Raw genomic sequence first — 15759 nt, forward strand, 5'->3', positions numbered from 1 at the left:
GGCTGAAGCCTTGGGCATTGCCGATTTGAATGGTGGCGCGTTCTTCAACGCTGAGTTCGGAATAGGACATAGGGGCAGCACCGTACCGGAAAGGTCAGGTGTTGCACTCAGTTTTTGCCGCCGCCCAATAAAAAACAAGAAAAAAGCATACGCACTAATAACTTATTAAGAGCTGACTGCTTAACCCCGCATAGCATCCCGAATACTAAAATAAACTCTACAGCTAGCACATCACTTTACCCAATCCTTCAGGACAGGATATAGTTACAACATCGAAAAACAACCAAGACATTCGCAGGCAGGAACACATGACTGACAAACCTCTCAACAATCAAGAAATAGATAAAATCAGTCAAAAAATGGATTTACTGATAGAAACCTCAAGCACCAACCTCATAAACTACTGCCAGACAGCCCAGAAAAAGAAAGGTGAAACTAAATTTCTGACAGCTCAACTTTATTACACAGTCGGCACGGGATATTACTCAGCATACAGAGCTATAATCGCGGACGAGTGGAGCTCGCCCCACATAAAAAGAGCAATCTATTATTTGCGAAAAGCCTTACATGAACTGACCAATCAGAAAGATAAATACTATAGCTTTGAAAGCCGTAAAGGACTTGCCCACTTTAGCACTGCACACCTACGCTCAAAAATAAGTATAAATCTTGCAAATTATCTTACCGAGCAACACCGGCATCTTGAAGCCTTAGAATTTTATGATTTGGCTATTGATGAAAAAAATGCTTTCGGCCTCGCCACCAAGGCCCGATGCCTGATAGAAGCCAGCGAGAGCATATATGATGAAAACTCAAGATTCTTCTTTTACAAACAATCATATAGGCTTTCTAAAAAAGCAAAACTATCAGAAAGCGTGAGCACTCCGGGAGAACAGGACTTATTTGAGCAGCTAAATCACCGCCTCAATCATTACTGCAAATGGTTTGAAGCCCAATACCCTGAATATCTAGATTCCGACCACTCAGACACTCACAAAGAAAACTTTATGAACAGAAAGCATAAATCATACCTTGACTGGGTGGGGAAGAATAAACTATTCCTGAACTTCACAAACAATGTCATCACAGAGGAATACGCATACGAAGATTGTCTTTACTTGCCTTCATTTAGTGGCAAAATAAATCACTTATTACTCCCCAGTGAAGAGCTTGCATACCACTCTCACTTTGAAGAGATAAAAGACACCTATAAATATGCTAGATACCTATTCCATACCGCCTTACAAACCCCAATCGAAACTGAGCACATGTATAATTCGACAACCTCACAAGTCGAAAGCTACGATTCGACCTTCTACGACTTAAAGACCAATCACTACAGAACAGCTCTTCGCTGCCTTTACTCTATACAAGACAAAATCGCTTACTTCATCTATAAATTCTTTAAAGTCTCAGACAATGAAATACCCGAACACAAAGTCAACATAAACAGCATATTTTCTTCTAACCAGAAACCCGCTATTTGGTTGAGTGAGGTCAAAAACCCATATTTGAGAGCACTTTATTTTCTGAGCCAAGACATACATGATACTGGCGAAAAAAATAGCACTACCAATAAAGACCCTAACGCTAACCTTTTCCTAGCCGATGTTAACTACCCAAGAGCAAACGTTGTAAATAAAATACGGAATGCTCTTGAGCATAAATCGCTGAAAATAGTTGACTCGTTCGGATATGAGCTATCCCAGAAACCCTACAACCCGGAAAACACCCTAAAGGCAGCCGAAACAAAGCTGAGCGAGCTGGATGCTGATAGCGAAGAGCACAAAGAACTAGTCGAGCTTATAAAAGAAAAAAGACGGCTCCAGTCGTATGGTGAAGCCATATCAATCGAGGACCTTGAACAGCAGATCATGGGCCTATTCAAAATGTCCAAAACGGCAATGATGTACCTAGCCTTGTCCATTCACCACCAAGAAAAATCGCTACCTGATGACGACACCCTAATCGCATCTAGAGAGGTTCCCTATCGCTAAGTTTGGCTTTACCCAGAAACTAGGACCGCATATTTTCGTTCTTTTTATGATTGCAAAGTAAAGTGGTAAGGCTAGCGTCAGGCACTAGCGTGCCTGACGTATTTTTGCTTTCATGATTGTGAGTAGAACAATCAGCTAGAAAGAGTCCTTTTTATAAAATCCTGATAGTACAATGGGAAATCCCTCACACAGTTGATCAAAACCTCTTCAGAGTTTTTAATTCGAATATTAATTGAGTCGCTGGACTGGACCAGAGCATTCGATAAAACCTGAGAAATATGACGATCTGTGACACCCATTTCGTACAACTGAATAGCATCTACGGAGGGTAGTCCATACCGTAGCTTTTTCTGTAAGCTCGATAGATTATCTATAAGCTGCTGATCGGCCTCTGGCTTTATTAACTTTAGTAGTTCAATCACAGAGCCCAAAAGCAAAGTTCCATCGTACGCAACTCCAGACTCGCAAGCATCGATGACATGCTCATTTGTAAGCTCTCGCCTTTTGCTCCCCCAAATAAGTTTAGATCCTGCTTTTACTAAGTGCGTTCTTAACTCATGGTAAGGGATGCCTTTTATCCACTTCGACACTAACGACCTAAGATTATCACTTGACTCAATCTTACGAATACTTTTGCTATTCGATTGCAAATAAATAAAAGGCCACAAAAGATCTAAAGCCTCAGACTCACTGGTGCATCGCTCGAGCAAATGAATATTAGATGTTATCCAGTCTTTTATTTCTTGGGCTTGTGTTAGACCGAATAGCGTTTTTCCAAATGCACGCCGTTCGACCTCCAAGGGGCAGTTGCTTTCAATATTTTTCGCAATAATTTCAAAGATTATTAAAATAGTTTCTTTATTTTCATCACTACTGAGACTGTAAGCTAATGTTTGTTGAGCTAAGTGTACAGCACCATTTTCTCCGAAGGTTTCCTTTGTATCATCCCAATGAGCAAGCAAGTACCCTTCTATTGATGCAACGATATTTGCTTTCTGTTCGGCTTGTTCAAGAACACCTTCAATGGAAAACTTAAGAGCCGACTTGCCTTTAGCATATTCTATTAACTCACCTAGGAATTTTTTCGGAGCCTCAAGATAACTTTTTAAATAATCTATTGGGTCAACATTCAGATAATATTTCTTATCGTCACTCCTAATAGGCTCCAAAATATTTAATATACTACTAGTACAAGGCTCAGAATTCTCAAAATTAAGAATTCTTTTGAACTCAGCCCATTTCCAACGACCCTTATCAGAAGACCTCATATCAAAAATATCAGGATCGGCAAAAATTATACTACCTTCGGTGTACATACCAGAACGACCAGCTCTACCGATTAGGTTATGAAAATCCCTGACTTTTATGGGCTTGCCCGCTTGATAGATACTCGTTATCAGCAGATACCTTATTGGGAGATTAACACCTTGTGCGAGAGTGGAAGTGCAAACAACAAATTTTATCAGGCTTTTCTGCATCGCATATTCTATCGCAACTCTCAACCCTTGCGGCGTATTACTGCTGTGAGAGTAAACACCTAAGGCAGCACATTTAGTAGTTGCACTATTCTTACCCAAATGAACTTTGTGCAGATTCAGTAATTTTTCTACCTCAACATCATTTGAATATTCACTTGGCTTAGGAATGGGTAGATTTCTCGCGTAAATATCAACTGCCGCTTTGGCAAGGGTTGAGACAGCTGATTTAACGCCGCAAAATATTGCTACGCTACCATTAGACACCAGTTTCAAACCTAGATATATCGCAATACTCTTTCCATCGGCCTTGTCCGGGAAAAATCTATCAGTTCTCTCTCTTGGCTTGCGTGAAAGCTGATATTTTTCAATTACTCTCGGAACGAAAAAGGTTTTTTCATCAGTGTTATTCTGCTCTACAAACTCAAGCCTACCCAGTGAGTCTTTCCAACTTGCAAACGCCACTGTTCTATACGTTGAAAGTATGCTTGCACCATTGACATTTACTCCTTCATCGCCATTAAGCCAACTACCTATAGCATGAGAGTTGTTAATAACTGCAGATATAAGTATGGTCTGGGCATCTTTAGGGATCAAAGACTTTAGAGATGAAAGTAAAAGCTCATAAGTAACACCCCTAGGGCCACTATCGAATTGATGACCCTCATCATAAATTACAACCCCAATCTGCTCTGCGAGTTCTGGTGTTTGACGCAGTATGTACATCAATTTTTCGGGAGTTAGAACTAATATACTGTCCGTTTCTATTGAGCTAAAATCAAGATCTAAAAATCCATCAAGATCAAATTCAGAAAAATCCATCTGCGGTACATCGGATACACCATCAATACTGACAATTTCACCGTCGAAGCTTCTGGAAAGCTCACTCCTAATTTCTTGACAAAGTGCTTTGAATGGAGCAACTACAATTACCAGACTTGCTCTCGCCGATAAAAACGCACTGCGAATAATTAGTTCGATTGACTTTGTTTTTCCTGCACTAGTAGGCATCTGAATTATTGCTGACGAATCCTTAAGCACCCCTTCCTCCCCCAGCAGACGCTGAGAGGGCCAAAGCTCTTTAATCGAATCGTCTTTTGAAAGGTAGCTACTCCAAGTTTCTTTTGGCAGGCCGGAGAAACGAGGCAACAGCATCCAAGATGAATTCTTTAGCCTGAACTTAACTATGGCACAAATCACATCTGCAAATAATAGCTCTCTGTCTGAGCCTATATCATAAGCTTTTGTTCTAAGATTAACTAACTCCACCTCAATACCAGAGACGCCTTCGCCGCTACCGTAATAATCCGAAAGTTTCTGCGAAACTCCAATAATATTAGATTTGTACTTCTCTCTAGCATCATTAAAATAAGTGGAAAAATCACCTACTAACAGCCAGTGCAATAGATCCTCTAAGTGCGACGCCTCTAGGTAAGGACACTCTGATGGCAACTTTCTTATTAAAACACTTGAGCTTCCGGGTAAATCACACAAGTAATACGACGCCGACGCCAGCAAAATCAAATAAGGATCTATTTCAACATCAAGTTTTGATTGAAGGTATGAATCAAAGAACTGAGCGGAAAATTGCAGATCAGCTTTCAACTCAGCTAACCGCTCGGCTGGTGTATCTGTAGCGTTAACGGCTAAGCATACCTCACCAAGAGTTGCGATGGAGAGTATCAGCAACTTTGAAGGATCGCTATTAGTCTCAATATGATGTTCGGACGGAACATTATACTCGTACATTTTAGCTTTTGAACGAGTCACACCCAGCAAAACACGCGACGCTCTTTCAGGCTTCATCGGCTGCTCTCTTATATAGGCTATGCACAAGCTCCATAAAATCTTTGCCCTTTATGATAATAAGAGCCAGCGAATTCTTACTGGGATGGCCAGTTGCATCTGAGCTAGAAGCTTCTAATGGTTCATATATTCCATTTTCATAAAGAGCAACTGCCCCATAAACATCTTTATAAGGCCTATCAACTGGATTTTGAAAGCGACCTATTTTTTGTGCATCTTGAATGCTACCAGCCTCATAAAACCGCTGCCTTATGGCATTTAGTGACTCTGCCTTCCTAACGTTATCTTTACCGGAGTCATCTATCGCCACCTGCAACCTCTCATTGGCTTTTTTTCCGGAAAGTTGAGCTTTAACTTCATACATGGCCAAGCAATCATCAGGAGAATCGGTTGGTGACAGCATTTTGAATCCGAGGACATCAGAGCCCTTAGTAGATTCATTTCTGATAGTTTTTCTATCGTACCTCGTTCTAGGAACCCAATACCCTGAAATGAACTCAAGATAATCCGAAACCAGTATTTCAGCGAAGTCACCTGATCTAGTACCGGGTCCAAACCCTCCTGTTTTTGTTGGAAACTTTAAATCATTCAAATACTCGGCTCTGGTTTTTCCTGTGAACTCTCTTAGAAAGTCAATATGCAAATCACTACAGTACTGGCTCCTGAAGTGTTTAGCCCACTCTGACAATATAGCCTGATCCGTCTCGTGTACTAGCTCAAATACTTTGACAGGAGCACCGTCTTTTGTTTTGAGTGCGACACCAGTATCTTGCAGCCAATTAAGGTAAGCTGGAGTAACTGCCATACCTACTTGACCTTCTGAATTCTTGATAATTTTCGATGGATGCTAATTGAAGGCAATTCAATACTCAAGACTTCCAATATGCTCGATTTGCTTTTAAACATGCAGTACTCCATTACTAGGCGAGAAACTCTCAAAAATTCAACCCTATATGATTTCTGCACTGATGTCGATTAGCCACCCATTTGGCCGCTTTGTGCTCGACCCGAAAGATTAAGTTTTGCAGAGCACCCTTTCTGGGGAGGCTCGTGTTGCTCTATAGGCGACCTAACACGCATCTCGTGGTCATCGACCCTATAGACCTAAGGTGCCATTGCTATCCCTTGGCATGTCTATCCCTATCAAGAAGCCTCATTACTTGAAGCTACGTTCTACTCAGAGCTCGAAAGGTTCCCTACCGCTAACGCAGCCCATGCATGTGGTGCAGTACTTTGAAAGAAACCCTTATATTTAGAATTCTACCCATATAAATCAACTAGATAGCAACTTTCCAGTTTGGTTGCTAAATTGCCTGTAGTGGGCTGCCGTTGCTGGAAACCATCGCCCATAAGCTCGGCCTGCCACAGATCGAAGACCAACGCTGGGCCCGCCACCCATTGGTCTACTTGATGGAAGCCGCCGATGACATCTGCTACGCCTTGATCGACCTGGAGGACGGTGTGGAGATGGAGCTGCTGAACTACGCCGAAGTGGAATCTCTCCTACTTGACTTGGTGGGCGATGACCTGCCGCAAACCTATCGCCAACTCGGCCCGACGGACTCTCGCCGGCGCAAACTGGCGATCCTGCGTGGCAAGGCCATCGAACACCTGACCAACGCCGCCGCCCGAGCCTTCGTCGAACAGCAAGACGCGCTGCTGGCGGGCACCCTGCATGGCGACCTGGTGGAACACATGCACGGGCCTGCCAAGCGCTGCGTATTGAATGCCAAGGACATGGCGCGCAAGAAGATCTTCCAGGACAAGCGCAAGACCCTGCACGAGATCGGCGCCTACACCACCTTGGAAATCCTGCTCAACGCCTTTTGCGGCGCGGCACTGGAACAGCATGGCGGGCGCACGCCCTCGTTCAAGAACCGGCGCATCCTCGACCTGCTCGGCAACAACGCACCCGACCCCAGCAAGCCCCTGCACAGCTCGTTCCTGCGCATGATCGACTTCATTGCCGGGATGACCGATAGCTACGCCACCGAAATGGCCCGGGAAATGACCGGACGCTCCAGCCCTCAATAGAGGTGAAGCCAATAAGACGTGTAGGAATAAGCCTCCACGTCCGATTGAAAACACTCAAATATTCCGCGCATTTCAGCGCCTAGAGAATCGCCCTACGCCTTGTAGAGAGCGAACTGATCGAATCTATCAATGTATTCGCGAAATAATCGCCGACTATCTTGCTCAACAGAACGAGCCGTCAACCGAAGAGCCCTGCAGGCTCATCCCGGGTGAGCGCCTTTGCCATGGAACACACAATGCTCAAACATGACCTGCGCATCCTGGTGGTGGAAGATCATCCTTTTCAATTGGCTGCCACCCAGTGCCTGCTTAACAGCTACGGCTTTCACCACCTCACCGCCACCCATGACGCCGAAACCGCGCTATTGCTGATGCGCCAGGCACCGCAACCCTTTGATCTACTGCTATGCGACCAATGCCTACCGGACCTGGGCGGCCTGGAACTGATCGGCCTGGCCAGCAGCCAACGCCTGATTCAGTCCGCGATCATCCTCAGTAGCCTGAGCCTGGGCGAACTCGAGGCCCTTGAGCGTCAGGCCAACCTACGCCGGCTCCCGCTGCTGGGCTATCTGAGCAAACCACTTAACCGCCGGGAGTTCAGCACGCTGTTGCAGCGCAAGCCCTGACCCCCGACGCCCTCTTTAAACCCTATGCACTCCGGGAGAAACCAGGCGTTGACACGGGGTCAACTGGGCAAATTTACTCCCTACCCAATAGTGCCCAGCGTACCCATTGCGCCTCGCTCTTATAGGCAAGTGGATTTTTCATTAATACCCAATAAAAACATTATTTCAGCGAACAAGAATAAACCGCCAGACAAGTAGGAATAATTCTGACTTACGCAGCGAAAAAGAATGCCACCGAAATAATCTCGCCAAGATTAATGCATTAAACTAACGTGCCTCTCCCCCTCCTTACACATTCGTAATCCAATGCCTTTTTTTGTGTAGGAATAATCTTATATTGCATCAACAGGCCCGTCGGTTCATGCGTGCCTGCCCCCTTCTGAGCTAAGGTGCGCGCTTTATTTGCGCTCGTATGGGATTTGATTATGAACTCCGTTTTTATTGTCGACGATCACCCCGTTATCAGACTTGCAGTTCGCATGTTGTTAGAACACGAAGGTTATAAAGTGGTCGGCGAAACCGATAATGGTGTCGACGCCATGCAAATGGTCCGCGAATGTATGCCAGACCTCATCATTCTCGACATCAGCATTCCCAAACTCGACGGCCTGGAAGTCCTATCGCGTTTCAACGCCATGAGCACGCCCCTGCGCACACTCGTACTGACTGCGCAATCGCCGACTCTCTTCGCCATACGGTGCATGCAGTCCGGTGCTTCCGGCTATGTCTGCAAGCAGGAGGACCTCAGTGAGCTGCTCAGCGCCATCAAGGCCGTACTTTCAGGCTACAACTACTTCCCCAGCCAGGCATTGAACCCGGCGCGCCGGGATGAAGAAGTAAGCCTGGAGCTGGATCTATTCAAATCGGTGAATGACCGGGAATTGATGGTGCTCCAACTCTTTGCCCAAGGCCGCACTAACAAGGAAATCGCCAAGGGCATGTTTTTAAGCAACAAAACCGTCAGCACCTATAAGAAAAGACTTATGCAAAAACTTAAGGCCAAGTCCTTGGTAGAACTTATCGAGATGGCAAAACGCAACGCATTAGTGTGAGAAATAGGATGCCCAGGCAGTTAAAGGACTACTTAATATTACTGAGCACGGGTTTATGCCTGAGCACTTTCGCGGTCGCCGAGAACAACGATGTGCAGTCCTATTCACTGCTCAGTCGCGCCAGCAAAGGCCTCACCCAAGTTCATCTGGATAAAGCGCAATTGCAATGGATTGGCAACAAGCGCGAGCTGGTCCTGGGCACTTCTGCTCCCGATTATCCCCCCTTCGACCTGACCCTCAGCGGACACGACTATGAAGGGTTCACCGCAGACTATGCCGGCATTCTCGCGGCCACCCTGGCCTTGCCCGTGCGGGTGCAGCGCTATGGTTCCCGGGAGGCGGCCATCGCCGCGCTAGAACAGGGCCGCGTGGATATGCTGGGTACCGCGAACGGCTTCGAAGCCAGCAATCCGAACCTGGCGCTTTCGATTCCCTACGCGGTGGATCAGCCAGTGCTGGTCACCCGCGAGCGGGAAAACCGATCGCTGAGCGACGGCCTGGCGGACATGCGCTTGAGCATGGTCTACCACTACTTGCCGCTCGAGGACGTCAAGGCGCTGTACCCCAAGGCCACCATCACCGCCTACCCTTCCTACCAGAACGCCATCAATGCCGTGGCTTTCGACCAGGCCGACGTATTTCTGGGCGATACCATTTCGACCCACTACATGATTAACAAGGGCTATCTCAAGAACATCCAGATGGCCAACTTCGGCAAACATGAAGCCAATGGCTTCAGTTTTGCCGTGCGTAGAAGCGATCAACCCTTGCTGGACCTCATCAATGCCACGCTCAAGGCCATCCCCATGGCCGAGCGCGATAGCATCGCCCAGCGCTGGAGTGCCGGCAGCGACATTCTGCTCACCGACCAGAAGCTGCAACTTACCGCGCGCGAGGAGCGCTGGTTGAAACAGCACCCCACCGTGCGAGTGGTGGTCAACGAAACTTTTGCCCCACTGACTTTTTTCGATTCTCAGAACAACTTCCGCGGTATCACCGCCGATCTGCTGGAACTCATCCGGCTGCGCACCGGCCTGCGCTTCGAGATCCAGCGCAGCCGTGGCGTCGATGAGATGACCCGCCAGGTCGAACAGGGCAACGCCGAGATCATCGCCGCCATGCTGCCCAGCGATGAGCGCGAGGACCGCCTCACCTTCAGCCGCCCTTACCTGGAGAACTCCTTCGTACTGCTCACCCGCAAGGACGCCCCGGTGATGGGCAGCCTCGAGCAACTCGCCGGCAAACGTCTGGCAATCACCCAGGGCAACCCCTTAATGGAGTACCTACGCACCGAGTACCCAGAGGTACGCCTGGTCGAAACCGACGACACCTTCCGTGCCGCCGAACTGCTGGCTCAGGGCCAGGTCGAGGGTGCCGTCAACTCGCTGGTAGTCGCCAACTACTTCATCTCGTCCCGCGTATTTCAAGATCAATTGCAGATCAGCGCCACCATCGGTACACAGCCGGCGGCCTTTACCCTGGCCACCGCCCGAGGCGCGGTGGAACTGAGCGCCATCCTCGACAAGGCCTTGCTCAGCATCGCGCCGGATGAACTGGGCATCATCAACAGCCGCTGGCGCGGCTACACCGCCGACCCGGACAGCTACTGGCGCAACTACTCTCGCCTGATCTACCAGATCGTCCTGGGCGCGGGCCTGTTGCTCCTGCTTTCCCTGGCCTGGAACGCCTACATGCGGCGCCAGATCAAGCAGCGGCAACAGGCCGAACGGGCGCTGAACGACCAGCTCGAGTTCATGCGCACGCTGGTCAACGGCACGCCCCACGCCCTCTACGTGCGTGACCGCGACGGCGTGCTGCAAAGCTGCAACGACAGTTACCTGGAGGCCTTTTCCACCTCCCGCGACGAGGTCATCGGCAAAACCGTGATGCAGGGCGCCTTGAGCAACGAGTTCGAGGCCCGGGAGTTCGAAGCCGACTATCAGCGGGTCATCGCCGAAGGCACGCCGATGATTCTCGATCGCGCGCTGCACATCGGTGATCGCCAGTTGACGATCTATCACTGGATCCTGCCCTATCGCGACTCCACGGGAGAGGTCCAGGGCATCATCGGCGGCTGGATCGACATCAGTGAACGGCGCCAACTCTTCGATGAACTACGCGCCGCCAAGGAGCAGGCCGATGACGCCAACCGCGCCAAAAGCACCTTCCTGGCGACCATGAGCCATGAGATCCGCACCCCCATGAATGCAATGACAGGAGGCTTTTGTATAAAATGCTAGAATGCACAGTCTACAAGGGGTTCAGAGCATTATGTCAGTCAAAAATACACTGCCCAGAGCGTTCGCTGACGTGTTTCAGAGCGGCGAAACCATAAACGTATACAGTTACATACGTTTCTCATCGAAAGCGCAAAGCCTTGGCTTTGGCGAGGTTCGACAGCTTGAACAGCTCAACCGTTTTTTTGAGCAATACCCCCTAGCAAGACAGGTCGAACGCTATGAAGACCTAGGAGTTTCAGCCTTCAAGGGCAAGAACTTAAAGAGCGGTCAATTAGCGAAATTCGTTGAACGTATCAAGTCAAAAGAAATTCTCCCAAACGCTCTCCTATTGGTCGAGTCATTCGACCGAATTAGCAGGATGGGCGGATATGATGCATTAGAGTTAATCATCTCAATTATTCAATCGGACTGTTCAATCTACACGCTTTTCGACAACCGGCTTTACTCAAAACGAAAAAAAGATAGTAGTGTTGATATTAGTCTCATTCAAAACATCCTTGAACGTGCAAACGATGAAAGCAAATCAAAGAGTGAGCGAATATCAGATGCAAAAGCCCGAAATCTCACCAAGGGCGAAAACGGCGGGATTATTACAAAGCGGTGTCCTTTTTGGATTTCGTTTACTGATGGTAAGTTCGTTTTAAATGAACACGCCAAAGCAGTTAAAAGAATGACAGAGCTTTGCTTTGATTATGGCTTCCAGTCAATTGCAAAGGAACTGAATAAAGAAAACCATCCCAAAAAATACACTGATAGCACAATCGGTAAGGTTCTACACAAGCATGCAATTTATGGCTCTTTTCTCGCTATGAAAAACGACGAGCATGGAAATAGAACAATCGTTAATAAAGAGATAAAGAACTATTACCCTGCCGTCATTAGTGAGTCGGAATTTCATCGTATTAGCGAGAAGCTAAAAGAACGACAAGACCCAAAACTTGCGGGTCGAAAAGCCGAAGAGTTTAGAAATATTTTGCGAGGCTTGGTATTTTGCGCTTGTGGCTCTACGTTTCGCTTTCATGCTCAAAAAAACTTATACGTTGATTTAGTCTGCCATGCCTCAACTTTGGGGCAGTGCAAATATGCAATGCCGGGGAAAGGCATAAGGCACAGATATGCACGTATTGAAGAAATATTTCTTGCGTATCAATCCCTCATTCCATTCCACAAAATCATTGTAAAAAACGACGACATAAAAGCACTTGAAAAAGAACATCAAGAAATTACTGGGCAGATAATAATTAAAGAAAAAGCATTGGCAAATAACTTTTCGATACTTGAGAAATCTTCGGACAGTGCGCAAAAATATATTACGAATAGAATTGACGAAGTGAGTCAAGAACTAGACAAACTCAAAGCAGACGAACACAAACTAAACCTTAAAATTAGCTCAATGCACCTCGCAACAAAATCAGACGTAAACGTAATGGAGGTTTACAGGCTTTTGATAACAGAAAAAGGTCGCATTAGAATAAATAACTTTCTTCACTCGCAGAAGATAAAAATCGTTATCACTCCTGTAAAAAAGAAATTTTTCGCCCTTGATATTTATCACGACGACAAGCATATAGATACGATTGATGTTACGCCAGATGGTTACGTTGCGCGGCGAGGATTGCACATCTAGCAGTAACAAAGGCGTGATTAAAAATCACGTCTCTGTTACATGCTTCTAGCTTTCAAAACTGGTAACTTTATTTTAAAGAAGCAAGCAGAATAAAAAACCATCACGACTATCGTCGTTCGGTTGTTTTATGCTCGCCCACTCCATTACCCACAAGGGGTAATTACGGGGACACGATACTCCCACAAGGGTCGTATCTAAAAGCACAGCAAAGCACACGGCTGATAAATCAGCGCAAAGGGCATCATTAGAAAAACAAAATGCTAAAATATGCTCACAACAAACAAAAACCCTAATGAGCAAATACAAAGCAAGTACCCGTTTAACTGAAATTAACGCCGAACAAATCGAACAGCTCCGAAGAGAATATAACCAATTATCCGTTTCGAAATTTTCTCTTTCAGAAGCATTTAAACAATACGCCCTACAAAATCGTAGCTATGTCGTGATAGCCAAAAATGGAAATTTTGAGGAGTTTTCAAGGTACAATCAGATACTGGCAAATCTCTGCACTAATCTATCTCAATTCAAAAGTGCTGACCCTGAAATCAACAGGCGCATAAACAACACCCTTCGAAATTTAATAAAGATGAAGCTCGATGTTAGTCGTTTGCGATTCAAGACGCTTGAAATAAAAACATCCACAAAACCAGATTTTGCAGCGATTATAAATTCTTCGCTATTTGACGACAGTCATTCAGAAAGAAAGAAGCAATACACGATTAGCTTCACCAAAAAAGAATGTAGCGAGTATAAAGAGAAATTCCCAAAGCGAGACTTTTATAATTTGCTACGAAATTTCTTCGATGAGTTTTCTGTTTACGAAAAAGAGTTTACTAATCCATCTATAAATCTTGCATTAGATAATAATCTTGTCAAATGCGGAGAAGCTGCAAATGCTTATGTGGTAGAGAAAAAGCATAGCGAGGCGATAATAAAAAACATTCTCGATTATCTTCAAGGGACTTTTTCAGAAAAAATTCACCCCAATATAATCAAAGGGAGCGCTGACCTAATAGCATTTATAGATGGGGCTAAATAATGTTAATTAAAGAAGTGCCCCGCATTCAGCCCAACACCAAAAACCTCGCCAAGTACGTTTTAAATAAAGCCACTCGCATAAGTGGTAATATCCCCGTAAATATGGGCGACATTAATGAATCAGCCAATGCTATCGAGGCAGATTTTAATAGCAGGTTAACAGCAAAACAGAAAAGCAATGAGATGCACTACATCGTTTCGTTTGAAGAGCAACACAAAGATATTACAGACGATAAGTTAATAATGATTGGCAATGAGTTGGTAAAGCGCCACTTTGGTGATAATCGTAATTTTTTGCTTGCCGTTCATAGAGACACGAACAACCCACATCTTCACCTTGTGATGGAAAATAGAGATTTCGACCATAAGGCTTTTTTCAAGAAAGATAATTATCGAGCATTGGAAAATCTTGCCCAAAGGCTCGAAAAAAAATACTCACTCAAAAACGAGAAAATCTCTGAAAGCAGAAATGCCCCAAACCCCGTTAGGCTTAATTATGCTTCTAAACAGTACGAAAGCCGTACTGGTCAAGAATCTGATGAAAAAAAATATAAGAACGAGTTGAAAGGCATTATTTCCAACGCCAAGACGCCGGAGGCGTTGTTTAAGGCGATGATTGATGAAGGGTTTACTATTCGTGCAAATAAGAGCAAAACCGACCCTAGCAAGCTATCGGGCTATTACATCACAAAAGGTTCAACATCTATAAAGCCAAGTTCAATCGGCTTTCAAATGAGCAAGCTGATTGAAAAATACAAGTTTGATGAGAATGGCATTGCAGAGTTAATCTTACGTTTTGAGTCTCCGTTACCTCCCGACGAATCAGGCGAAATTTCTTCGAGTCCAGGTACAGACCCAAAACCACAACCTAACCGCCGTGAAAGCCTTTATACAAAATTTCAAACCGTGGATGGTGTGAACTACACAAGCAAAAATGAGAAGTACAAAGCCAGTTTTACAGTCAACGACAATAGTGTTTCTTTCACAAATCCAAATGAAATGAGTATCAAAGCAGGAATGCAGGCATTGATCGCAAAAGGTACTAAAGGACCGTTTTACCTCACCGGGTCGGAAGATTTTAAACGTAAAACTTGGCTCGTCTCCGCAATGATGGGTTTAGAAGTGTCCAATTATCAACCAACTCAATCGGATTTATCTGCGCTTTTCGAGCGTGTAAAAGCCAATCAAGATAAATACCCAAAGACAAAAATCAAGCTTCTTGAACGTCATATTAACGAACTGAAAAAAGAAAATTTTGAGATCGATGATTTATTTAAAACGTCTGTTTCATTCTCTGATTTATTCCCAAACCATTCATCATCAGAAAATATTGAAGCTCCTGAAACTGAAAAGCCTGAAAAGCCTAAAAAAGAAAAGCCCGCAACGTCTACTGGTACGAAAACAAAATCAAAGGCAGAAAAAATATTCGACAATCAAGAGACTGATAGAAAACTGTTAGAAAAATTAACCCGCCAAGGGGAAATGGGACTTGACCCATTACAACCTTTAAAAGTATATAAGCCCTAAATTTTTAGGGTTTGTCTTTGTAAATTATTGAATAATCTATCTTTGTCGCTAATTCTATATTAGACCCTATGACCCTCAATCCAACATTAGATGTCATCATTTCTTCAAAATCGTATAGACGCTCAACAATTTTAAGCTCTGTAATCCACTCTAAACGCTCTTTTGCGAGTTTGCAGAAGTCTAAAAACTTTAACTCTTTTCGCAGTGATGCTAGGCTCTGTACGTAAAGTATTGTCGCAAGCACCGCATAGCGCAGGCCAATGAGACCATCGCCGCAAAACTTGTTGCGAGCTTGTCGAAGCGCGTCACGATGCGACGGTTCTCCTTCAGCCAGCCA

The 15759-nt window shown here is 45.4% G+C and carries 8 protein-coding genes and 3 pseudogenes; 8 read left to right on the plus strand and 3 right to left on the minus strand.

Going from position 1 to position 15759, the window contains the following annotated elements; all coding sequences use genetic code 11:
• The first annotated feature begins 308 nt into the window (after window positions 1-308).
• Window positions 309-1997 (plus strand): LA2681 family HEPN domain-containing protein, encoded by a 1689-nt coding sequence (locus AC19YR_RS23455; protein WP_500600332.1) that lies wholly within the window; start codon window positions 309-311, stop codon window positions 1995-1997.
• A 131-nt stretch (window positions 1998-2128) separates the two neighbouring features.
• Here the strand turns inward: AC19YR_RS23455 and AC19YR_RS23460 are convergent, their stop codons facing one another.
• Window positions 2129-5278 carry a DEAD/DEAH box helicase gene (locus tag AC19YR_RS23460; protein ID WP_500600333.1) on the minus strand — a complete coding sequence of 1050 codons (3150 nt, stop codon included), beginning with the start codon at window positions 5276-5278 and terminating at the stop codon, window positions 2129-2131.
• Window positions 5268-6083 (minus strand): Hachiman antiphage defense system protein HamA, encoded by an 816-nt coding sequence (locus tag AC19YR_RS23465; RefSeq protein ID WP_122769914.1) that lies wholly within the window; start codon window positions 6081-6083, stop codon window positions 5268-5270. Before AC19YR_RS23465 ends, AC19YR_RS23460 begins: the two co-directional genes overlap by 11 nt.
• Before the next feature lie 512 nt (window positions 6084-6595).
• Between AC19YR_RS23465 and AC19YR_RS23470 the strand changes: the two are divergent.
• From AC19YR_RS23470 to AC19YR_RS23500, 7 genes and pseudogenes are all read left to right on the plus strand, one after another.
• Window positions 6596-7312, plus strand: a pseudogene (locus AC19YR_RS23470) (deoxyguanosinetriphosphate triphosphohydrolase family protein); the annotation flags it as partial.
• A 236-nt stretch (window positions 7313-7548) separates the two neighbouring features.
• Window positions 7549-7938 (plus strand): response regulator, encoded by a 390-nt coding sequence (locus tag AC19YR_RS23475; RefSeq protein ID WP_095107513.1) that lies wholly within the window; start codon window positions 7549-7551, stop codon window positions 7936-7938.
• Between the two features lie 425 nt (window positions 7939-8363).
• A complete protein-coding gene (locus AC19YR_RS23480; protein WP_095107512.1) occupies window positions 8364-8990 on the plus strand; it encodes a response regulator transcription factor in 627 nt (208 codons plus the stop codon).
• Between the two features lie 8 nt (window positions 8991-8998).
• Window positions 8999-11209 (plus strand): annotated as a pseudogene (locus AC19YR_RS23485) (transporter substrate-binding domain-containing protein); the annotation flags it as partial.
• 52 nt (window positions 11210-11261) lie between these two features.
• Entirely contained in the window at window positions 11262-12857 is a 1596-nt protein-coding gene (locus tag AC19YR_RS23490) for a recombinase family protein (protein ID WP_315445881.1), read from the plus strand.
• Between the two features lie 292 nt (window positions 12858-13149).
• Window positions 13150-13896 (plus strand): hypothetical protein, encoded by a 747-nt coding sequence (locus AC19YR_RS23495; RefSeq protein WP_315445880.1) that lies wholly within the window; start codon window positions 13150-13152, stop codon window positions 13894-13896.
• Complete coding sequence (locus tag AC19YR_RS23500; protein ID WP_315445879.1) at window positions 13896-15422, plus strand: relaxase/mobilization nuclease domain-containing protein; 1527 nt, start codon at window positions 13896-13898, stop codon at window positions 15420-15422. Before AC19YR_RS23495 ends, AC19YR_RS23500 begins: the two co-directional genes overlap by 1 nt.
• Before the next feature lie 210 nt (window positions 15423-15632).
• Here the strand turns inward: AC19YR_RS23500 and AC19YR_RS23505 are convergent.
• Window positions 15633-15759, minus strand: a pseudogene (locus AC19YR_RS23505) (IS5/IS1182 family transposase); the annotation flags it as partial.

This window comes from Pseudomonas sp. MF08817, assembly GCF_059862705.1.